Source organism: Candidatus Neomicrothrix sp. (assembly GCF_035329545.1).
In the GTDB taxonomy this organism is placed as follows: Bacteria; Actinomycetota; Acidimicrobiia; order Acidimicrobiales; family Microtrichaceae; genus Microthrix; species Microthrix subdominans.
Genome location: NZ_DAOLGP010000018.1, coordinates 42,334 through 63,239 on the forward strand (window position 1 = coordinate 42,334; position 20,906 = coordinate 63,239).

The 20,906-nt window shown below is 69.7% G+C and carries 16 protein-coding genes; 12 read left to right on the plus strand and 4 right to left on the minus strand.

The genetic code is table 11. The annotated features are described in order from the left end of the window. The first annotated feature begins 123 nt into the window (after positions 1 to 123). From PKD89_RS11370 to PKD89_RS11385, 4 genes are all read left to right on the plus strand, one after another. Positions 124 to 3,816 (plus strand): hydantoinase B/oxoprolinase family protein, encoded by a 3,693-nt coding sequence (locus tag PKD89_RS11370; protein WP_289012031.1) that lies wholly within the window; start codon positions 124 to 126, stop codon positions 3,814 to 3,816. Positions 3,817 to 4,087: 271 nt separating this feature from the next. Then, the gene (locus tag PKD89_RS11375; protein WP_287379032.1) at positions 4,088 to 4,873 is read left to right on the plus strand and encodes an SDR family NAD(P)-dependent oxidoreductase; all 786 of its coding nucleotides are present in this window, start codon (positions 4,088 to 4,090) and stop codon (positions 4,871 to 4,873) included. Between the two features lie 102 nt (positions 4,874 to 4,975). Next, positions 4,976 to 6,346 (plus strand): DUF3048 domain-containing protein, encoded by a 1,371-nt coding sequence (locus tag PKD89_RS11380; protein ID WP_289012032.1) that lies wholly within the window; start codon positions 4,976 to 4,978, stop codon positions 6,344 to 6,346. A gap of 3 nt (positions 6,347 to 6,349) precedes the next feature. Next, the gene (locus PKD89_RS11385) at positions 6,350 to 7,639 is read left to right on the plus strand and encodes a DUF3048 domain-containing protein (protein WP_289012034.1); all 1,290 of its coding nucleotides are present in this window, start codon (positions 6,350 to 6,352) and stop codon (positions 7,637 to 7,639) included. Between the two features lie 6 nt (positions 7,640 to 7,645). On the opposite strand, the gene PKD89_RS11390 is transcribed toward PKD89_RS11385, so the two are convergent. The 3 genes from PKD89_RS11390 to PKD89_RS11400 all read right to left on the minus strand — a co-directional run bounded on the left by PKD89_RS11390 (position 7,646) and on the right by PKD89_RS11400 (position 9,772). Then, positions 7,646 to 8,323, minus strand: a complete 678-nt coding sequence (locus tag PKD89_RS11390) for an HAD family hydrolase (RefSeq protein WP_324332446.1) — start codon at positions 8,321 to 8,323, stop codon at positions 7,646 to 7,648. A 3-nt stretch (positions 8,324 to 8,326) separates the two neighbouring features. Further along, positions 8,327 to 8,788 (minus strand): SRPBCC family protein, encoded by a 462-nt coding sequence (locus PKD89_RS11395; protein WP_289012035.1) that lies wholly within the window; start codon positions 8,786 to 8,788, stop codon positions 8,327 to 8,329. 72 nt (positions 8,789 to 8,860) lie between these two features. Continuing rightward, positions 8,861 to 9,772, minus strand: coding sequence for a TIGR01777 family oxidoreductase (locus PKD89_RS11400; protein WP_287379027.1), 912 nt, complete (start codon positions 9,770 to 9,772; stop codon positions 8,861 to 8,863). Positions 9,773 to 10,060: 288 nt separating this feature from the next. Between PKD89_RS11400 and lpdA the strand changes: the two genes are divergently transcribed. The 5 genes from lpdA (at position 10,061) to PKD89_RS11425 (ending at position 16,750) form a co-directional block, all read left to right on the plus strand. Further along, positions 10,061 to 11,503 (plus strand): dihydrolipoyl dehydrogenase, encoded by a 1,443-nt coding sequence (gene lpdA / locus PKD89_RS11405; RefSeq protein ID WP_289012036.1) that lies wholly within the window; start codon positions 10,061 to 10,063, stop codon positions 11,501 to 11,503. 63 nt (positions 11,504 to 11,566) lie between these two features. Beyond that, the gene (locus PKD89_RS11410) at positions 11,567 to 13,084 is read left to right on the plus strand and encodes a dihydrolipoamide acetyltransferase family protein (RefSeq protein WP_289012037.1); all 1,518 of its coding nucleotides are present in this window, start codon (positions 11,567 to 11,569) and stop codon (positions 13,082 to 13,084) included. 10 nt (positions 13,085 to 13,094) lie between these two features. Then, entirely contained in the window at positions 13,095 to 14,957 is a 1,863-nt protein-coding gene (gene lipA / locus PKD89_RS11415) for a lipoyl synthase (RefSeq protein ID WP_289012038.1), read from the plus strand. Positions 14,958 to 15,035: 78 nt separating this feature from the next. Then, positions 15,036 to 15,896, plus strand: a complete 861-nt coding sequence (locus tag PKD89_RS11420) for a hypothetical protein (RefSeq protein ID WP_287379023.1) — start codon at positions 15,036 to 15,038, stop codon at positions 15,894 to 15,896. A 50-nt stretch (positions 15,897 to 15,946) separates the two neighbouring features. After that, positions 15,947 to 16,750: a fumarylacetoacetate hydrolase family protein gene (locus PKD89_RS11425; protein WP_324332447.1), complete on the plus strand. Its 804-nt coding sequence runs from the start codon at positions 15,947 to 15,949 to the stop codon at positions 16,748 to 16,750. 16 nt (positions 16,751 to 16,766) lie between these two features. Here PKD89_RS11425 and PKD89_RS11430 read toward each other — a convergent pair whose 3' ends face one another. Continuing rightward, complete coding sequence (locus PKD89_RS11430; protein WP_289012040.1) at positions 16,767 to 17,684, minus strand: transglycosylase family protein; 918 nt, start codon at positions 17,682 to 17,684, stop codon at positions 16,767 to 16,769. Positions 17,685 to 17,880: 196 nt separating this feature from the next. Here PKD89_RS11430 and PKD89_RS11435 point away from each other — a divergent pair, with 196 nt between their 5' ends. From PKD89_RS11435 to PKD89_RS11445, 3 genes are read left to right on the plus strand one after another with little or no spacing between them, the layout of a single operon-like run. Next, a complete protein-coding gene (locus tag PKD89_RS11435) occupies positions 17,881 to 18,714 on the plus strand; it encodes a Ku protein (protein ID WP_287379020.1) in 834 nt (277 codons plus the stop codon). Between the two features lie 17 nt (positions 18,715 to 18,731). Continuing rightward, positions 18,732 to 19,637, plus strand: coding sequence for a non-homologous end-joining DNA ligase (ligD, locus tag PKD89_RS11440; protein ID WP_289012041.1), 906 nt, complete (start codon positions 18,732 to 18,734; stop codon positions 19,635 to 19,637). Positions 19,638 to 19,662: 25 nt separating this feature from the next. Then, complete coding sequence (locus PKD89_RS11445) at positions 19,663 to 20,898, plus strand: glycoside hydrolase family 3 N-terminal domain-containing protein (protein ID WP_289012042.1); 1,236 nt, start codon at positions 19,663 to 19,665, stop codon at positions 20,896 to 20,898. Positions 20,899 to 20,906 lie beyond the last annotated feature (8 nt).

Sequence of the window (20,906 nt, forward strand, 5' to 3'; positions counted from 1 at the left end):
TGTGCGTTGAACCTCACTTCGCGTTGTGCATGGGGGACACTGCTGGTCCTGAGCCGTCTGACGGTGGGTTCCGGTGGCGCTCTGGGCACCGGCCGGCGCGTCCTCGGCAGTAGCTTCGGAGGCGTGGCGGAACGGTCGGCGTGGCACATCGGGGTGGATACCGGCGGCACGTTCACCGACCTGGTTGGACCCGACGGGTCGATCGTCAAGCTGCCGTCGACGCCGGCCGATCCTGGCGCTGCCATCCGGGAGGGCGTCGAGCGCCTGCGAGCCGAAGCGTTCGCCCGTGGCGACCTCAGGGCGGACCCCGGCAATCCGGCGCCCCTGCACCTGGCCCACGGCACCACGGTGGCCACCAACGCGGTGCTCGAGGGCACGCTGGCCCGGGTGGCCCAGCTCGGCACGTCCGGGTTTGCCGACCTGATCGAGATCGGCCGACAGAACCGCCCCTCCCTGGCCGACCACTTCGCCGACCGGCCTCCGCCCCTGGTCGCCCGACGCGACCGCTTGGACGTCGCCGAACGCCTGTCACCGACCGGCGAGGTGGAGCTCGCCCCGGAGGTCGCAGCGCTGCCCGACATCCCAGGTGGCGTCGAGGCGCTCGCCGTGTGCCTCCTACACTCCGACCTGAACCCGAAACATGAGGAACTGGTCGCTCAGGCCTACCGGGAGGCGGGCTGGGACGTCACCGCCAGCCACGAGCTGTCGCCGCTGTTCCGAGAGTACGAGCGGGCCTCCACCACCGTGATGAACGCCGCGTTGCGACCCCGGGTGCGTCGCTACCTGGAAGGGCTGGCGCCGTTGGCCGAACGGTTGTGGGTGATGACGTCGGCGGGAGGCCTGTGGCCGTTGGGCGACGCGGCCGCCGCCCCTGCCGGGCTGGCGCTGTCCGGACCGGCAGGCGGGGTTCGGGCTGCAGCGGTGGTGGCGAGCGCCTGTGGGTTCCCCGATGCGATCTCCTTCGACATGGGTGGCACCTCGACCGACGTCTGCCTCATCCTCGACGGCGACCCGGCGCCTGCGGTCGACCGCGACCTCGTCGGCTACCCGGTGCGGATGCCGTCATTGGATGTGGTCACCGTCGGGGCGGGGGGAGGGTCGATCGTGTCGACCGACGCCGGCGGAGCGGTCACGGTCGGCCCCCGGTCGGCCGGCGCACAGCCGGGCCCGGTCGCCTACGGACGAGGTGGCATCGAGCCGACGGTGACCGACGCCAACGTGGTGCTGGGCCGCATCCCCGCTCAGGGTCACGGTGCGCTGGGCTCGCTCGACGGCGGGGGAGCCTCCCAGGCGTTTGCCCGGGAGGGCATCGAAGCCGAAGGGGCCCTGGCGGTGGTCACGGCCAACATGGAGGGCGCGCTGCGCAGCGTCAGCGTGGCCCGCGGTGTCGACCCGTCTGGTTTGGCCCTGGTCGCCTTCGGTGGCGCCGGGCCGTTGCATGCCTGTGACCTGGCCCGATTGTTGGGCATGGCGGCGGTCATCGTGCCGCCGCTCGCTGGGGTGTTGTCGGCGGTTGGCATCGTGGGCGCTCCCGAGCGTCACGACCTGACTCATTCGTGGCCGACCCCTCACGACCACGACGGGCTCGCCGAGGCGAGGCGCGCCCTGGAGGACCGGGTTCGAGCCGAGTTCGAGCACGATTCCGGTGCGACCGACCGTGCCGAAGTCGACCGTGCCGAGGTTGACGATGGTGAAGCCGACCGTCCCATCGAGGTTGCCTCGGTGCTGTCGTGTCGGTACGCCGGGCAGGGCCACGAGATCGAGGTCGACGACGTCCAACGCTTCGGGACCGTCCACGAGGAGCGCAACGGCTTTTCGCTGCCGCAGACCCCGGTGGAGGTCATCGCCCTCCGGGCCTTCGGCGAGCGGCGATCGCCGGTCGGCCCGATCGAGCTGCTGGAGCGTGCCGATGCGGTCAGCGATCAGGTGGTGTCCGGCCCGGTGTCGGTGCCGGCCGCCGATCACACCGTCTGGATCCCTGAAGGCTGGACCGGTCGGCCCGGCCCCCTGGGCGCGCTGGTCATCACCGAGGAGACAGCGGATGCTGCGGTGACAGCGGATGCTGCGGTGACAGCGGATGGGAGTATCGGTGCGGATGCTGGCGTGGCTGCCGACACTGATGCCGGCCCTAGCGGCTCGGCTCCGGAGGCCGGCAATCGATGGCACGGCAGCCTCGACAGTGCGGCGTTGGCGGTGCTGTTGGCACGGCTCGCCGGGGTGGCCGACGAGGCCGGTGCCGTGCTGCGGCGGGCCGCGTTCAGCCCCAACATCAAGGAGCGCGCCGACTGTTCGGTGGCGCTGTTCACCGCACCCGGTGAGCTGCTGGTGCAGGCCGAGCACATCCCGGTTCACCTCGGGTCGATGCCGGCGGCGGTGGCGGCGGTGATCGACGCTCTGGGCCCGCTGCCCCCGGGCACCCAGGCGGTGGTCAACGACCCGTTCGCCGGTGGCACCCACCTGAACGACCTGACGCTGGTTGCTCCCGTCTACGTTGCAGGGCCCGCCGGGGCCACCACCTCCGAGGGGGTTCGGGCGGGGGTGGTCGGCGGCACCTCGATGACCGGCGATGCCGAGGCAACGCTGGTCGGCTGGGTAGCGACTCGGGCCCACCACGCCGATGTCGGCGGCGCGGCGCCGGGCTCGTTGCCCGCCGAGGCCACTCACATCGCCCAGGAGGGGCTGCGCATCCCGCCGATGGTGTTCACCTCCGAGGTGGCCCGCCTCATCTCGGCCAACAGTCGTACCCCGGAGGAGCGCCGGGGTGACCTCGACGCCCAGGTCGGCGCCAACCGCGTGGCGGCCAGGCGCCTGGCGGTCATCGTCGAGGAGCTGGGCGGCGCGGCCGTGGCGGCTCGTGCCTTCGAGGAGGTGCTCGACCACGGTGAGCGCACGGTGGCCGCCGCTTTGGCGGCGGCGCCCCTGGGGGAGTGGAGCTACGACGACGTGATGGACTCGTCCGGGCCGGCGCCGTCGCAGCGCAGACCGGTGCCGGTGAGGGTGCGGCTCCGTTTGGATGGCTCCAGCGCCACGTTCGACTATTCGCAATGCGGTGCCTCGGCGCCGGGCAACGTCTGGGCGCCGAAGGCGGTCACGGTCTCGGCGACGTTCTGGGCCTTGCGGTCGATTCTCGATCCGACCCTCCCCGCCAACGGCGGCACGCTCCGCCGGCTGCAGGTGATCACCCGTCCCGGCACGGTGACCGATGCGCTGGCGCCAACTGCGGTCGGGGCGGGCAACGTGGAGGTCAGCCAGCGGGTGGCCGACGTGGCGCTGGGTGCGCTGGCCGGTGCATTCCCCGATCGGGTTCCCGCCGACTCTCAGGGGACGATGAACAGCATCCTGTTGGGCGGCGACGGCTGGGTGAGCTACGAGACGGTCGGTGGCGGACAGGGCGGTCGACCGGTGGCCGATGGCGCCAAGGCTCGACCCGGCATGTCCGGTGTGCACACGGCGATGACCAACACGCTGAACACGCCTGTGGAAGCAACCGAGCGGGCGTTGGGCGTGCGGGTGCGGCGCTACCGCCTGCGCCGGGGGAGTGGGGGAACCGGGCTCGCTGCGGGAGGCGAGGGCATCGAGCGTGAGCTGGAGGTGCTCGAGCCGGTCACCGTGTCGCTGATCTGCGAGCGACGAGAGGTGGCGCCCCACGGCAGGGCGGGCGGAGGTGACGGGGCCGTGGGCGAGAACTGGCTGTTGCCCGGCGGCGACGAGGCGCAGGCCCGACGGCTCCCCGGCAAGTGCACCCTGCAGCTCGAAACCGGTGACGTGATCCGCATGCTCACCCCCGGGGGCGCCGGCTGGGGCTCGCCCGCCTAAACAGCCAACTCGGGAGTGGGGTGGCCCGTCAGGCGGTCGTTTGGGCTCCCCGGTCCGCAGCCCGCTTGCAACTCGGGAGTGGGGTGGCCCGTCTGGCGGTCGTTTGGGCTCCCCGGTTCGCAGCCCGCTTGCAACTCGGGAGTGGGGTGGCCCGTCTGGCGGTTGTTTGGGCTCCCCGGTTCGGTGGGTTTGGGGTCGAGCCGGGCGTCCGGGGGCGACCGTCGGAGGCCTCAATCTGCGCGCGGGCGGCCTCGCTCCCTACGATGTTCGAATGCTTGACATCAACGGAGCTTCCGCACTCGTGACCGGTGGGGCCTCTGGCCTCGGAGAGGCCACCGCCAAGGCGCTGGCCGACAAGGGCGCCAAGGTTGTCGTCTGCGACCTGGACCGCCAGGCCGAGGCCGGCGAGGCGCTGGCCAAGGAGATCGGTGGCGTCTATGTCGCCACCGACGTGACCGACACCGACCAGATCATCGCCGCCGTCGAGGCCGCCAAGGAGCTCGGCCCCGTCCGGGCGCTGGTGAACTGTGCCGGCATCGGCTGGGCCACCCGCACCATCGGGCGCGACGGCGAGTACAGCTCGGCCCACGACCTCGACATCTTCAAGAAGGTGATCGAGATCAACCTGATCGGCAGCTTTGACGCCATTCGCTTGGCGGCGACGGCGATGAGCCAGACCGAGCCCAACGAGTCCGGCGAGCGTGGCGCCATCGTCAACACCGCATCGGTGGCGGCCTTCGACGGCCAGATCGGCCAGGCCTCCTACTCCGCCTCCAAGGGCGGCGTCGTCGGCATGACCCTGCCGGTTGCACGCGACCTGTCCGCCTCGGGTATTCGCATCAACACGATCGCCCCCGGTCTGTTCGACACCCCGATCTACGGCACCGGCGAGGCCTCCGAGCAGTTCAAGGAGAAGCTGGCGGCCAACCTGCTGTTCCCCAAGCGCCTCGGCTTCTCGTCCGAGTTCGCTTCGCTCGCCGTCGAGATGATCACCAACTCGTACTTCAACGCCGAGACGGTGCGCCTCGACGCCGGCACCCGGATGCAGCCCAAGTAGTAGCGGGACCAGCGATGCGCCGGCCCGGCCCCCTCGCATTCGTTCATTCCAATGCCAGGGTGGTCGGGCTAGCATCCACTAGTCCGACCTAGGAGGTTCAGGGTGGCGCTGCCAGACTTCATCGCCAAGCTTCCTCAGGGTTTGGCGACAGCTGTCACCTCTCGGCGTGCGCTCGCGGCCAGCCCAGTGGTGGCGGTGGCACTGGTGGCAGGCATCGCCATGGCATCGAACCGCACCGACCCCGCCAAGGTGGAGACCCGAGACGACGTGGCCGTCCCGGCGCGACGTTTGGTCTCCACGTCCCGAGGCATGGGCGACGCCTTGGATGCAAAGGCCAAGGCCGATGCGGCCGCCAATGCCAAGAAGGCGAAGGTCGACGCCAAGGCGAAGGCCGATGCGCAGGTCTTTCCCCAGGACCAGGGCCCGGTCGACCCGGTGCCGACAGCCCCGCCAGGCGAATCCGATCAACTGCGTGCGCCCGAGCCCGGCCAGCCGACCCCTGTCGACCTCACCGCGGGGCTGATCGGCCCGGTGCCGCCGGTCGCCTGGCCGGAGGGCTGTCGCTGCGCCCCGCTCACCGGTCTGGGGGTCGACTCACCATTCGGTCAGGGCGGGCCGGCGTTGGCGGTCAAGGTGTCCAATGCCCCAAAAGCGTACCCACAGACCGGGCTGCACATGGCCGACCTGATCTACGAGGAACCAGCCCACCAAATCGGGGATGCCAGTCGCTTTCTGGCGGTGTATCACTCCCGGAATGTCGACACGATCGGCGCCGTCCGGTCGGCGCGCAGCGGCGACCTGCCACTGCTGGCGCCGCTGGGGCGCCCGATCCTGGCCTACGCGGGAGCCAACGAGGGCGTGCAGGCCAGGGTTGACCTGCGCCAGCAGGAGGGATGGCTGGTTCACGCCCAAGAGAACCAGGACGGTTCGCCCCAGTTTTTCCGAACGTCCCCCAAAGCGACCGACTACAACCTGTTCGTCAGCCGCAACAACCTGGTGCAGAAGTACGCCCCCTACACCTACCCGCCCAACCCCCAGTTTGCGTTCCTCGCGGATGGACAGCAGAACGCCGGAGCCACACCCGCTCGCCGCGTCGACCTGCAGGTGGCCGGCCAGCGATCGGGCTTTGTCTTCGACGACGCGTCAAAGCAGTGGGTGCGCTTCCAGTCCGGGCGGCCCCATATCAACAAGACCGACGGCTCCCAGATCGGTCGCAGCTCCGTGATCGTGATGACCACCGCCTACCAGCAGTCTTTCGGAAGCCTGGAAGCGGTCACGTACCCCACGCAGCCGGGCGTCGCGGCCTCCGGACAGGTGTGGGTGCTGACCGGTCAGACCGTCACCCAAGGCAGCTGGAGCCGAGGCGCAGATACGGCAACGTTCCAGATGAACGACCTCAACGGGCGTCCGATCGGCCTGCAGCGAGGCCCGATCTACGTCGGTTTGGTCACCACGGCCCCCACCGTCACGTAGCCAGTGATCGATCGCCTTCGCTCGACGGTGGGCGACACGATGGGTCGACTGTGGGCGGCCGTCCGCTCGATGTCACCCCGGCAACTGGCCTTCCTTGCACCGATCGTCGTCGTCGCTGCGGTGGCCGGGGTGCTGGTCCTGCGCACGGGCGATGATTCCACCGTCTCGACCAATGACGAGACGCCCATCGCTCGTCGACGCATCGTGTCGACGTCCAAGGGCGTCAGCGGTACCTCGAAGAAGGCTTCGGCGCCGTCGAGCGTCCCGGAGGAGGTCACGTCGACCACCCAGGCCGTCGCGCCCGTCACAGACGTCGAGGAGGTGCCGATCGGAACGGATTCCGGCGACAAGGCGGGGCCCCAGCTGTTGCCGGTGTTGCCGCCCGAGCCGTGGCCCCAGGGGTGCTGTGCTCCGCTGACCAACCTGGGCTTCGACTCGCCGGAGGGCGCTGCCGGGCCGGCGGTCGCGGTGAAGGTGTCCAACGCCCCCGAGGTCGATCCTCATACCAACCTGCATCGTGCCGACCTGATCTACGAGCTCCGCGCCGAGGATGTCAGCCGGTTCATCGCCGTGTACCACTCCCGGGCGGCCGACGTGATCGGGCCGATCCGATCGGGGCGCACCGCCGATCCGCCGATCATCAAGAGCCTGGGCCGGCCGATGCTGGTGTTCTCGGGCGGTAACGACTACGTGATGGCGATGATGGAGGCCCGGGAGACGGACGGCACGTTGGTGCGCATGCTCAACCGCAACGCGGTCGGCTCCTTCTTCCGCAGCGACGACCGACAACAGCCGCACAACTTTTACGGCCACCGCCCGGGCTGGATCGCCGCGCGTGGCGCAGAGGCCCTGCCACCGAGGAGGCAGACCGACTTCGTGGGCGCCGGCGCCGGGGTCAACACGGTGAGTGGGCAACCGGTGAAGGTGTCGGTCGACATCGGCCAGTCGCACTCCTGGTGGCAGTGGGACGACACCTCCCAGATGTGGCTTCGCTTCCAGCACGGCCGCCCCCACATCGACAAGGACACCGGCTACCAGATCGGGCGCACCTCGGTGGTGATCCTGGGCACCGGGTACCCACCGTCGCCGGCCGACGACCGGTCGCCCGAGGCGGCGTCCACTGGCGGAGGCGAAGCGTGGGTGATGACCGGCCGGGACTACATCCACGGCACCTGGTCCCGCGCCAACCCGGACGACACCTGGCACCTGACCGACGATGCCGGCAACCCGATCGCTCTGAAATCGGGCCCGGTGTACATCGGCCTGACCGACGTCAAGCCGGTGATCGAGTAGCCGCCGTCACCCGGTGATGCGGACACCCCGGCGATCGCCCGATTTGCGCGGTGGACGTCCGCAGCGATGGGCGTGATCGGCCGCCGCCAACAACTCGTCGTCGCCCGTCGAGTCGCCATACGCCCACAGCTCGATGCTGGAGCGGTCCAGTCCTGCCCCGGCCAGCCAGCCGTCGAGGCGCACCACCTTCTCGGGGCCCCGGCAGTTGGGTCCGATCATGGCGCCGGTCAGCAGGCCGTCAGCGTCGACGACGAGCTCGACGGCTTCGACCCCGTCCAGGCCGAGCTCGTCGGCCAAGGGTCGTAGGTAGACGCCCAGCGAGGCGGACACGAGCACCACCCGGTCGCCGCGTTGCTGATGCCAGCGCACCCGCTCGAGGCCGTGGGGACGCAGCCTGGGCAACAGCCGTGCTGCGTAGCGCGTGCCGGCCGCCGCCACGTCCACCGCCGGGCGGCCGGTCATCACGCGCCGCAGCACGATCGTTTTGGCCGCGTCGCGACTGCGGCCTCGGCCGCGCACCAGCTCGGCGCCGGAGCCGCCCAGCAGCGACGCCATCGCCCGTCGGCCGGCCAGGCCGACGAGGAACGGCACGAGGGTGTCTCGCACGCTGAGCGTGCCGTCGAAGTCGAAGGCGGCCACCCCGGGCCGGTCGGCCGGGTCGGTGCCGGCGCTCGGTAAACTCACCGGCTAGCCCTTGGTGGCCCCGTCTTCGGTGACCTCGGCCAGGCGCTCCAGCGTGGCGGCCATGTTCTTCTCGTGACGCTCCGGCCACTTCATCAGGGTGATGTAGGCCTTCACCGGCACGCCCGACCAGTCGAACGTCTCGGTCACCAGGGTGCCGCCGTCGACGGGCTCGAGCTCGTAGCGCCAGATGTGGCGGCCGAAGTGTCGCCACGCAATGAGGCGGCCCTCCTCGAACTCCACCACCGTGTTCTTGATCCGGTAGGGCAACCCGAGGCGCATGTCCATGGAGAACTTGGCGCCGGGGGACAGGCGCAGCTGCTGGCCGTCGCGGCTGTCCTTCACCGTGCCGGAGCCATCGATCTCGGAGTGGCGGGCCGGATGGGCCAATACGTCGAAGATCTCTTCAGGGCTGGCGTCGATCTGTCGCGACACCGAAACCTGGTCCTTGGCTGTCTTCTCGACCATCATGTTTCCGTCCTGCCCGGCGGGAGCTTCCCGGCCCGGCGCTCCCAGTTTGGACGATGGCGCCCCGCCGTCCTAGCGGTCCCCGTCGATCAGGCTGCGCAGCCCGGCCTCCAGGTCGCTATGGGCAAAGCGGTAGCCGGTCCGCTCGAGCACGCCGTCGTCGATCCGCTGGCTGGTCTTCAGCAGCGACTCGGCCAGCTCCGAGCCGAACAGCACCTTCGGTCCGATGAGCGGGATGATGAACGTCGGCCGGTGCAACACCTTGCCCAACGTGGACGCGTAGTCGGCGTTGGTCACCGGGTTGGGGGCCACCAGGTTGACTGCGCCGGTCACCTCGGGTGTGTCCAAAGCGTGGATGATCGAGCCCACCTCATCGTCGATCGTGATCCAGCTGACCCATTGGGTGCCGGGCAGCACCTTGCCGCCCAGCCCCATCTTGAAGGGCAACAGCTGCTTCTGCAGCGCGCCACCCTGGGTCGACTGCACGATGCCGGTGCGCAGGTGGACGGTGCGGATCCCCGCGGCCTCGGCGGGAGCGGTCGACGCTTCCCAGGCAACGCAGATGTTGGCGAGGAAGTCCGACCCCGCCGGCGAGGTCTCATCCACCAGTTGCTGGCCGGTATCGCCGTAGTAGCCGATCGCCGACGCCGACAGCAGCGTGGCCGGTGGGCGGGCCAGCCCGGCGAGCGTTTCGGCGATCAACGTGGTGCCCTCGGTGCGGCTGTTGAGCAGCTTGGCCTTCTGATCGTCGGTCCAGCGCTTGTCGGCGATCGGCTCACCCGCCAGGTGGATGACGGCATCGAGGCCTTCGAGCGCACCGGCGTCGATCCTGCCGTAGGAGGGCGACCAGTAGGCGGCGTCGGGGTCGCCCTTGGCCTTGTCGGCCGACCGGGTCAGCGACAGCACCCGATCGCCCCGATCGGTCAACGCCTTGCTCAGAGCGGTGCCGATAAGCCCGCCGGATCCGGTGATCGCAATATCCATCCGCCTAGTCAACCGCCGTCGAGGTTCAGCTGCCGAACCGACCGCTGACTAACCTGCCTCGGCGTGAGCACCAAGCGTTTGATCATCGCCGCCGTCATCTGCGGGGTCCTGATTGTGGCGGCGTTCGTCACCCAGGTGGTGATGGCGACCGGCAACACCTGAGCCCGTTCGGCCGGCTGGCGACCGTCCTTTCGATGGAGCGGGCGACGACCGGCCGGTGTCGGCGTCACACCGGGGTAGTCTCGGATGGGCACCGGGGCCGAACGGCGCGGTGGTGAGGAGATCGGCGTGAGCAACGCTTCGCAGCAGGGGTCAGGGTCGCAGCAGGGCGCCGACGATTTTGATGTGGTGATCATCGGTGGAGGCCCCGGGGGCTACGGCGCTGCGCTCTACGGCGCCAGCGCCGGTCTGCGGATCGCCATGGTGGAGAAGGAGAAGGTCGGTGGCACCTGCCTGCACCGCGGGTGCATCCCGGCCAAGGAACTGCTCGAGACCGCCCACGTCCATCAGACCGTGCTCGGCGCCGGGACCTTTGGTATCACCACCGATGCTCCCGAGGTCGACTGGTCGGTGACCCAGAGCCGCAAGCAGAAGGTTGTCGATCAGCTGCACAAGGGGCTGTCCGGGCTGATCAAGCAGCGCAAGATCGAAACCGTCGCCGGGACCGGTCGCCTCGAATCCGACCATTCGGTCACCGTTGAACTGTCCGACGGCGGCACCCGCACCCTGAAGGGCGACGCCGTCATCCTGGCCACCGGGTCCGTGCCACGCACCATCCCCGGCTTCGAGCCCGACGGTTCGGTCGTGTGCACCTCCGACGAGTTCCTGGAGCTGGCCAATCTGCCCCGTCGCGCCGTCGTCATCGGCGGCGGTGCCATCGGCTGCGAGTTCGCCTCGACCCTGGCCGACATGGGCGCAGACGTGACCATTCTCGAAGCGCTGCCCAAAATCCTGCCCGGCCTGGACGAGGACGTCGCCAAGCAGGTGTTGCGGGCGTTCAAGAAGAAGAAGATCGACGTGCGCGCCGGGGTGAAGGTCACCGGCCACGAGCCGGACGGTTCGGGTGCCACCACCGTCAGCTTCGGCGACGGCGAGACGATCGAGACCGATCTGGTCGTCGTCTCGGTCGGCCGCCGGCCCTACACCGACTCGCTGGTCGACGACGGCGCCGGAGTCGACCTCGACGACCGCGGATTCGTCACCGTCGACGAGCTGTGCCGGACGAGTGCCGACGGGGTGTGGTCGATCGGCGACTGCATCGCCACGCCCCAGCTGGCCCACGTCGGCTTCGCCGAAGGCATCTGCGCCATCGGCGACATCCTCGGTGAGCACCCCGTGCCGGTCGACTACCACGCTGTTCCCTGGGCGATCTACTGCAAGCCGGAGGTGGCCTTCGCCGGATACTCCGAGGAGGCGGCCAAGGAGGCCGGCTTCGACGTCGTCGTGTCGAGCAGCCGCTACATGGGCAACAGCCGCGCACAGATCATCGGCGAGACAGATGGTCTGGTGAAGATCATCGCCGAGGATCAAGGCGACGGCACCGGCGGTCGCGTGCTCGGAGTTCACATGGTCGGCCCGTGGGTCACCGAACAGCTCGGCCAGGGGTACCTGGCGGTCAACTGGGAGGCGACCGTGGACGAGATCGCCCACTACCTCCAGCCCCACCCCAGCCTGTCGGAGCTCTTCGGCGAGACGGTGATGACCCTCACCGGCCGCAGCCTTCACGGGTAGCGCCCCGTCCCCAGATCAACCCATTCGCCATCACACCGTTCGCACATCACAGGAGCAGCAACCATGTCCGACGTCACCATGCCCCAGCTGGGCGAGTCCGTCACCGAAGGAACGATCACCCGCTGGTTCAAGCAACCCGGTGACGAGGTGGCCGAGGACGAAGTGTTGCTGGAGGTGTCGACCGACAAGGTCGATACCGAGGTGCCCTCCCCGATCGCCGGCACGGTGCAGGAGTTGCGCGCCGCCGAGGGCGACACGGTCGATGTCGGCACGGTGATCGCCGTCGTCGGCGAGGGAGCGGCGCCCAGCGGGTCCGACGAGGACGCCGACAGCGGTGAGGAAGAGGCGCCCGCCGAGCCCGAGGTGGCGCAGGCCAGCGAGCCGGAGCCCGAACCTCAGCCGGAGGACCAGGCCGAAGCCGAGGAGACCCCGGTTGATGAGGCAACCCAGCCCCAAGAGGAGCAGCCGGGAGAAGAGCCCCAGCAGGCGGCAGCCGGCGACGAGGCCAAGCCTGAGAGTTCGTCGGCCACGACGAGCGACGGCGGCGTGCTGTTGTCGCCGCTCGTTCGTCGGCTGCTGGACGGGGCCGACCTCGACGCCTCCGAGGTGACCGGTACGGGCCCCGGGGGGCGCATCACACGCGAGGACGCGGTCAACGCCATCGAGGCCCGCGGTCAGGGTGCGCCAGGCTCCGCACCCCCCGCACAGGCCCCCAGCGCTCCGGCTGCACCGCTGGCCAGCGCCCAGGCCCCGCCAGCGGCTCCTCAGGCCCCGGCGTTCGCCCTCGGTGCGCCCGCTTCGCCCGCCCCGGCCCCGCAGAGCCAGCCTCAGTCGTCGGTGCCCACCCCGGCGCCCGTCACGCTCAGCGCGGACGACACCGAGGTTCCGTTCACCAACATCCGTCGCCGCACCGGCGATCACATGGTGGCGTCCAAGGCCACCTCCCCCCACGCCATCACCGCCGTCGAGGTGGACTTCGAGGGCGTGGAGACGGCTCGCAGCCTGTTTGGCGCCGACTTCAAGGCGACCGAGGGCTACAGCCTCACCTACCTGCCGTTCATCGCCCGGGCAGCGGTCGACGCCATCGAGGAGTTCCCCTACATCAACGCCTCGGTCGACGAGAACGGTTTGGTCGTTCACCGCAACGTCAACCTGTCGGTTGCGGTCGATCTCAATTTCGAGGGGCTCCTGGCCCCCGTGGTGCGTCATGCCTCCGACAAGCGTCTGCGGGCGATCGCCCGTGACATCGCCGACCTGGCCGGTCGGGCCCGCACCAAAGCGCTCGGACCGGACGATCTGGTGGGCGGCACGTTCACGCTGTCCAACTCGGGCAGCTTCGGCACGCTGTTCGTGGCGCCGATCATCAACCAGCCCCAGGTGGCGATCCTTTCGACCGACGGCATCACCCGCCGCCCGGTGGCGATCACCGACGAGCGGGGCCACGAGTCGATCGCCATCCATTCCGTGGGCAACCTCACCATGTCGTGGGACCACCGGGCATTCGACGGCGGCTACGCCGCCGCCTTCCTCGCCCGCATGAAGGAGATTCTCCAGACCCGCGACTGGACGGCCGAGCTGTGAGCGCCCGCCGATGAAGCCGGCGCCCCTGCACGTCCGCTGGCTGGGCCGCACCCGATACCGGGATGCCTACGCCCTTCAGCACGCGCTGTCACAGCGGGGCGCCGACAACTGGCTGCTCTGCCAGGAGCACGAGCCCACCTACACGATGGGGGTGCGCACCGACCCGGCCAACATCCTCGTCGACCCCGCCACGGTGGGGGCCGAGCTGGTGCGGGCCGACCGCGGCGGCGACGTCACTTTTCACGGGCCCGGGCAGCTGACCGCCTATCCCGTGCTGACGCTGCCGGGGCGGGGCGGGGGCGACAAGCCCGACACGGTCGCCTACGTGCGCACGGTCGAACAGGTGGTGATCGACACGCTGGCCGACCTGGGCCTGCCCGGCGCCACCCGGATGGACGACTACCCGGGCGTGTGGATCGCGCCGGAGGGTGAACGGCCCCGCAAGATCGCTGCCATCGGCGTGCGCCTGGTGCGCAACCGCACCCTGCACGGCGTGGCCCTCAACGTCCACCCCGACCTGAGCTACTTCGACCACATCGTGCCCTGCGGCATCGCCGAGTACGGGGTCACCTCCTTGGCCGCCGAGGGGATCGACGTCGGCCTGGCCGAAGCGACCGACGCCTTCATCGCCCGGGCGGTCGAGCGCTGGGCGCCGCCCGCCGAGGCGTTCGGGCATGGCCGGGCGTGGGACCGCTCCGACGTCGTGTGGCGCCATCATGTCGACGATCTGGCCCCATTCAGCCGCAACGTCGCCGCTGCCCGCTCCGACCCGGGTGCAGCCGGTGCCAACGCCGGGGTCACCTTGGCCGGTGCATCCGCTGGGATGGGAGCGACAGCCCGATCGGTCGCCGCCGAACCCGCCGACGGAGGCGCCACGACCTCGACGGTCACCCTGTCGCCGAGGCGATCCAAGCGTCTGGCCGAGGCGGGGGTGGACGAGGCGGTGCCCTACCGGGAGCGCAAGCCTTCGTGGATGCGGTCCCGAGTCGAGCACGGCCCCGAGGTGACGGCGCTCAAGCGTCAGATCGCCGGGCTGGACCTGGTGACGGTGTGCGAGGAGGCAGGCTGTCCCAACCTGTCTGAGTGCTGGTCCGACGGGACCGCCACGTTCATGATCAACGGCGAGCGTTGTACCCGCGCCTGCGGGTTCTGCCTGGTCGATACCCGTCGCCCCGGCCCGCTCGATGACGGCGAGCCCGAACGGGTGGCCGAGGCGGTCGTCTCGATGGGGCTCGACTTTGCCGTCGTCACCACGGTGGCTCGCGACGACCTGCCCGACGGCGGCGCCGGGGCGTTTGCGGCGACGATCGAAGCGATCCGTCGGGCCCGGCCGGGATGTCGGGTCGAGGTGCTCATCTCGGATTGCAAAGGCGACCCCGAGTCGCTCGAACTCATCTTCGACGCCCGCCCCGACGTGCTCAACCACAACATCGAGACGGTCGCCCGGCTCCAGCGGGCCGCCCGGCCCTCCGCCGACTACACCCGCAGCCTCGCCGTGCTCGCCCGGGCGGCCGATGCAGGGTTGGTCACCAAGTCCGGCATGGTGCTGGGCATGGGCGAGACCGAGGCGGAGATCGCCTCCACCCTCGCCGATCTGGCCGGGGTCGGCGTCAGCATCGTCACGATGGGCCAGTACCTGAGGCCCACCGCAGCCCACCTGCCGGTGTCGCACTGGTGGACCCCCGCCGACTTTGACCGGTTCGGCGCCTTGGCACGGGAGGCCGGCATCGCCCACGCCGAGTCGTCCCCGTTCACCCGTAGCTCCCACCATGCTGCCCAAGCGGCCGACGCCGCGGCCGCTCATGGGGCCGGCGGGGCGCGCAGCACAGCCGGGCCACGCGCTCGAAGCGACCTCCAACCCCAACCGGGCTAGCGTCCGGGCACTGCACCGTCGCAACTCACATCGAGTTGCGATCCCCCCCCCCTCGCCCGAGCGAAAGGCATTGCGTCGATGATCACCTTGGACGCCGCCACGTTCATGGTCGCCTGGGCGACCGGCATGGGCGCCTTTCTGGCCCTGACCGGCCGCCGGCGCGAGGTGGGCATCGGATACGGCTGGACGATCCGCGGCACGACGGGCGTGCTGTTCGCCGGCGCCGTCGTCGTCGGGCTGCGCTACGAACCCAACGCCGTGCGCGACGTTGCGGCTGCGCTTGCCTTGATCACCACCGTGGGGGTGACCTTTGTGTCGTGGCAGCGCCGCGGCGCCGGGGTGGCGCTCCAGCGGGAGCGCAGCCAGGCCCGTTCGGAGCGGGTCGCCCAGATGAGCGGCATCGAGAAGGACGAGCAGGTCTTCGACGAGTCGGTCCCCGAGTTCCCCCCGATGCTCGATCTCATCCCCGTGGCCTTCGGCATCGTTGCGTTGATCGCCGGGGGAGTGGCTTCGGGGGGCGACGCCCCGGTGTTGTCGGTGGCCCGATGGCTGGCGGGGGCGGCGTTCCTCGGCGCGGTGTCCGATGGGATGCTGCTTGGCCACTGGTACCTGGTGCAGCCTGGCCTGCCGCGGGCCCCGTTGCTCGAGCTGGTGCGCTGGGTCGGGTACACCTGGCCGGTCGAGGTGTTGTTGTTCCTCGTTCCCGTCGGCATGGTGTCGGTGTTCAACGGCACGATCGACGATGCCTACGGGGGCATGCTCGGCTGGTTCTGGGCGGCGAGTGCGATCACGACGATCGTGCTGGTTGGGGTCACCCGGGCGGCCCTCAAAGAGCGCCAGTACGCCGCGGTTATGGCGGCCACCGGGTTGTTGTATTTGGCCATCCTCACGGCGTTTGGCACCGACCTGGTCGCTCGGGCCCTGCTGTCGGGTGCCTAGCGGTCCGGACCGGCGGGCTCGGTGAGCGAAGGGGGCACACGGTGCGGTTGGTGAGGTTCAACGCCGGCGGCGCTGTCGCCGTCGGCGTGGTGGAGAACGACGAGATCGCCGAGCTGACGCATCGCACCGACCGGGTACCGTTGGGACAATCACTCGTGTTGTCCGGACGTCGCTGGGCCCGGTCCCAGGTGCGCCTGCTGGCACCGATTGCGCGGCCGCCCAAGTTTCTGGCCATCGGGAAGAACTACGCCGCCCACACTGCCGAGATGGGCATGCCGGCGCCCGACGCGCCGCTGTTCTTCAACAAGCAGAGCACCTGCGTGACCGGCCCGACCGACGACATCTGGGTGCCTCGAGACGCAGCGTCAGTCGACTACGAGGGCGAATTGGGCGTGGTGATCGGCCGGAGCACCCGGCGCGTCGGCGCCGACGAGGCGCTTGGGGCGGTCGGCGGCTACCTGGTCGTCAACGACGTGTCGGTTCGGGAGTGGCAGCGGCGCAGCCCCACCTTCACCCTGGGCAAGTCGTTCGACACGCACGGGCCGATCGGTCCCTGGGTCGTCACGCCCGACGAGGTACCCGACCCACAGGACCTGCGCATTCGCACCTGGGTGAACGACGAACTCCGCCAGGACGGGTCGACCTCGCAGATGGTTCTCCCCGTCGCCGAGCAGATTGCTTACCTGTCGCAGTCGATGACGGTGGAGGGGGGGGACGCAATCCCCCCCGGGACGCCCGCGGGGGTGGGCGCCGGGTTCGACCCGCCTCGCTGGCTGGTGCCGGGGGACACCGTCACCGTCGAGGTCGAGGGCATCGGCCGACTTGAGAACCGCGTGATCGCCGAGCCCGCATGATGGATGCGGGCTCGGGTTAGCGCAGCCCGATCTTGCGGGAGCAGGCGGGCCAGGCTCCCCAACCCTGAGAGGCTTGCACTCGCTTGGCGATCTCGATCTGCTGGGCAGGGCTGTTCTCGTGGGGCATCCCGACGCCGCCGTGGGACTTCCAGGTGCCCAGGTTGAACTGCAGGCCGCCGTAGTAGCCATTACCGGAATTCATCGCCCAGTTGCCGCTCGCCTCGCACTCGGCGAGTGCCACCCAAGGTGCACCGATCGACCCCGAAACCGATGGCGCCGGTGCAGCCGCTCGCTGTTGCTCGGCCCGGGCGGCTGCTTCCATCCAGGCCTTGCCATCGGCGGCCTTCTTGGCGGCTGCCAGTTCGGCTGCGCTGGCCTGCTGCGTGGCGGCGGCGGCGTCGGCTGGTGGTGTCGAGTCGCGGCCAGAAGCAGCGGCAAGCTCGGCGGCCTTCTCGGCCTTGGCGGCCTGCTTGGCCTTGGCGATGCGCTCGGCGCCCGTTGCCGCCTGCTCCGCCTCGGCGGCTGCAGTTGCCTTCTCCTGCTCGGCCGCCTTGGCCTTGGCTGCAGCCTGATCGGCCTGTCGTTGCTCGGCCGCCGCCACGGCGGCCTCGGCTTCGGCGGTGCGGCGCTCGGTCTCGCGACGCGTCTCGGCGACCAGACGGGAGAACTCCCAGTCTTCCTGTTCGGCGCGGTTCGAGCTGGCCTTGCGGCCTGCAGCATCGGTCATCCGACGGCGCGTGCCGTCGTCGCTGCGCCGTGTCGAAGCTGCTGCGGTCGTCGTCTCGGACTTGCTGAAGGTGCTGGCGGCAGCCACCGCAGTGCCGGCCAAGAGCGTGCCGGTGGCGATCGCCCCGATCAGCACCCGGATGCGACGGGCTCGATAGATGCGGGCACGTCGCTCGGGTGAGAGGTCGTGCAAGCGTTCGGCGTCCAAGGCTGGGCTCCAGGTGGGGGGGAGATTGCGTGGGAAGCGGTCGACAGGCGACGCGCGACAGCACAAGTGTTGCGCGTTCGTAACCTTTCCGCAACATCGCTCTGGTTGTGACGACCACGGTGGGCGGAGCCCGATGTCCGCCGGTTGCGCGCTGCGGTCGGTAGGATGTAGGTCCTCGGGCGGTTCTGGGAGTGCCATGCCACGCGCAATCTGGAGCGGATCGATCAGTTTTGGGCTGGTCTCGATCCCGGTGAAGCTGTTCTCGGCGGTGTCCGAGCAATCGGTTCGCTTCAACCAACTCGACGGCCGTGACCACGCACGTGTCCGCCAGAAGCGGGTGAACGAGTCGACCGGCGAAGAGGTGCCCTACGACGAGATCGTGAAGGGATACGAGCTGAGCTCGGGCAGCTGGGTGGTGGTCACCGACGACGACATGGCGCAGTTGATGCCCGAACAGAACCGGCTGATCGAGCTGGAGGAGTTCGTCGACCTTGACGAGATCGACCCCGTGTACTTCTCGGGTAGCTACTGGGCGGCTCCGGCCGACGCCGCCAAGCCCTACGCCCTGCTCGCCACCGCGCTGGAGGGCGCCAACAAGGTGGGGCTGGGGCGCTTCGTCATGCGTTCAAAGCAGCACCTGGTCGTCGTCCGGTCGGTCGAGACCAAGCTGATGTTGTCGGTGATGGTGTGGGCTGACGAAGTGAACGCCCCCGAGGTCATTCCCGGCATGGAGAAGCCCGCCGACGTCGAGTTGTCCGAGAAGGAGCTGGCGATGGCCTCGTCGCTGATCGACTCGCTCACCGAGGCGTTCGACCCGTCCAAATACAGCGACACCTACCGTGAGGCCGTCCTCGAGCTCATCGAGCGAAAGGCCGACGGAAGCGAAACATCGGTCAGCGCACCCACCGACGACGGCGAGGATCAGGTGATCGATCTGATGGCGGCGCTCGAGGCCAGCGTGGCTGCGGCCAAGGAGGCCCGCAAGGCCCCGAAGGACGAGGCGGACGAGCCCGCTGCCGAGTCGGCCTAGCTCACCAGGATCGAACGGTGCCCGAGCCCACCTCCCAGACCGTCGACATCGACGGGCGCCAGTTGAAGGTGTCCAACCTGGACAAGGTGTTGTATCCGCTTACGGGCACCACCAAGGCCAACCTGATCGCCTACTACGTCGCCATCGCCCCGGTAATGCTGCCCCACCTTGCCGGCCGGGGCGTCACCCTGGTGCGCCACCCCAACGGCGTCGGCACCGATGGCTTCTTCGAGAAGCGTTGTCCCTCGCACCGTCCCGACTGGCTGGGCACCGTGGACGATCCTGGCGACCGGCGGGGCGCAATCGCCGCGTGCGCCCTCGACGAGCCGGCGTCGCTGGTGTGGACCGCCAACCTGGCGGCCTTAGAGCTGCACACCCACATGGCGAAGGGCCGTGACCTCGATGCGCCCACCATGTTGGTGTTGGACCTCGACCCGGGCCCCGGCGTCGACCTGGCCGGGTGCTGCGAGGTGGCGCTGTGGCTGCGGGAGATTCTCGAGTCCGTCGACCTGGTCGCGTTCGCCAAGACCTCGGGGTCCAAGGGCCTGCAGATGTATGTGCCGTTGAACACGCCCCACGATTACGACCACACCTCCAGCTTCGCTCTGGCCATGGGCCAGCTGCTGGCCAAGCGCGAGCCCAAGCGAGTCCTGACCGAGATGACCAAGGCCAAGCGCAACAACAAGGTGTTGGTCGACTGGTCGCAGAACAGCCGTCACAAGACGACGATTACGCCCTATTCCACCAGAGCGCGCGACCGGCCTACGGTGTCCACACCGATCGGTTGGGACGAGGTGACCGCCGGCGCCGAGGGCGAACCGCTCACCTTCGACATCGACGAGGTGCCCTCGCGGGTGGAGCGACTGGGCGACCTGTTCGCCGACACGCTCACGCTGAAACAACATCTTCCGAAACGAAACTGACCACCGAGCACGTGAGGACAAGCTGATGATCAGGCCGAGACGATCCCTGGGTGGGCTGGCGATGGCGCTGGCCACGCTGATGGTCGCCGCTGGCTGTGGCGACCAAACCGCCGAGTCGGAGGCTCCGGCGTCGTCGGAGGCGCCTGATACGTCGAAGGCGCCTGACTCCTCGGGTTCGACTGATACCTCGGAGGCGACTGAAACCTCGGCCCTCCCCGAACCCGGCTCCCAGCCCAACACCGAGGCGCCGACCGGCGCCGACCCCTCCGCCTGGCCGTTGCGCCAGAAGCTGGCCCAGATGCTGTTCACGGGCACCAACGCGCCCGAGGACAGCACCACCGACCCGGCGAAGATCCAGGAGTTGATCGACGCCGGCGCCGGCGGGGTGTTCGCCGGGCGCAAGGAGACGGCAATCTTCGGCTCGCAGGTGTTGGTCGGCGCCGCCGATCGACCGGTGGCGCCGTTTGTGGCCACCGACGCCGAGGGTGGGCAGGTCGACCTGCTGGCTTCGATCCTCGAGCCGATCCCGGCCGGGCGGGAGATGGCCGCCTGGGACGCCGAGAAGATTCGCCAGACCGGCCAGTCGAGGGGCGCCAACCTGGCCGAGCTGGGTGTCACGGTCGACTTCGCCCCGGTGATCGATGTGGCCGGCGGGTCGAACCCGCTCGGCGACCGCACCTGGTCGGACGACCCAGCCGAGGTGGTGGCCACCGCCGGGGTGTTCGCTGAGGGGTTGTGCGACTCCGGCGTGATACCGACCTTCAAGCACTTCCCGGGACACGGCCGGGCCGATGCCCACGGGGACGATGCCCCGGCCCAAACGCCTCCGCTGAGTTCACTGGAGGAGGTCGATCTGGTGGCGTTCACGGGAATGTTCGAACAGATGGGGGACCGGTCGCTGCTGATGACCGGCCACCTCGACGTGCCCGGGCTGACCGACGGTGGCGAGCCCTTCTCGATGAACCCCGAGGCGATGGCGTGGCTGCGCGACGACCTCGGCTACGACGGCGTGACCGTCACCGACGAGCTGGCCGAGATGGGGGCGATCACCGCCCGGGGCATTTCGGTGCCCGACGCGGTCGAGGCCTCGCTGGTCGCCGGCAACGACCTTGCCCTGTACTTCGGCGATGTCGACCAAATGGACCAGGTGCTCGACCAACTGGAGGCCGCTGTGGCCAACGGCCGACTGCGTGAAGCCCAAGTTGATAGGTCGCTCGAGCGGATCATGGCTCTGAAAGACTCCGGGGCGTGCGCCGGATAGGTCTCGCG

Coding starts and splice junctions, on each gene's coding strand:
- lipA (WP_289012038.1), top strand. CDS start 13,095: ATGAAGCCGGCGCCCCTGCACGTCCGCTGGCTGGGCCGCACCCGATAC.
- PKD89_RS11400 (WP_287379027.1), bottom strand. CDS start 9,772: ATGGATATTGCGATCACCGGATCCGGCGGGCTTATCGGCACCGCTCTG.
- PKD89_RS11435 (WP_287379020.1), top strand. CDS start 17,881: ATGCCACGCGCAATCTGGAGCGGATCGATCAGTTTTGGGCTGGTCTCG.
- PKD89_RS11375 (WP_287379032.1), top strand. CDS start 4,088: ATGCTTGACATCAACGGAGCTTCCGCACTCGTGACCGGTGGGGCCTCT.
- PKD89_RS11420 (WP_287379023.1), top strand. CDS start 15,036: ATGATCACCTTGGACGCCGCCACGTTCATGGTCGCCTGGGCGACCGGC.
- PKD89_RS11445 (WP_289012042.1), top strand. CDS start 19,663: ATGATCAGGCCGAGACGATCCCTGGGTGGGCTGGCGATGGCGCTGGCC.
- PKD89_RS11410 (WP_289012037.1), top strand. CDS start 11,567: ATGTCCGACGTCACCATGCCCCAGCTGGGCGAGTCCGTCACCGAAGGA.
- PKD89_RS11395 (WP_289012035.1), bottom strand. CDS start 8,788: ATGGTCGAGAAGACAGCCAAGGACCAGGTTTCGGTGTCGCGACAGATC.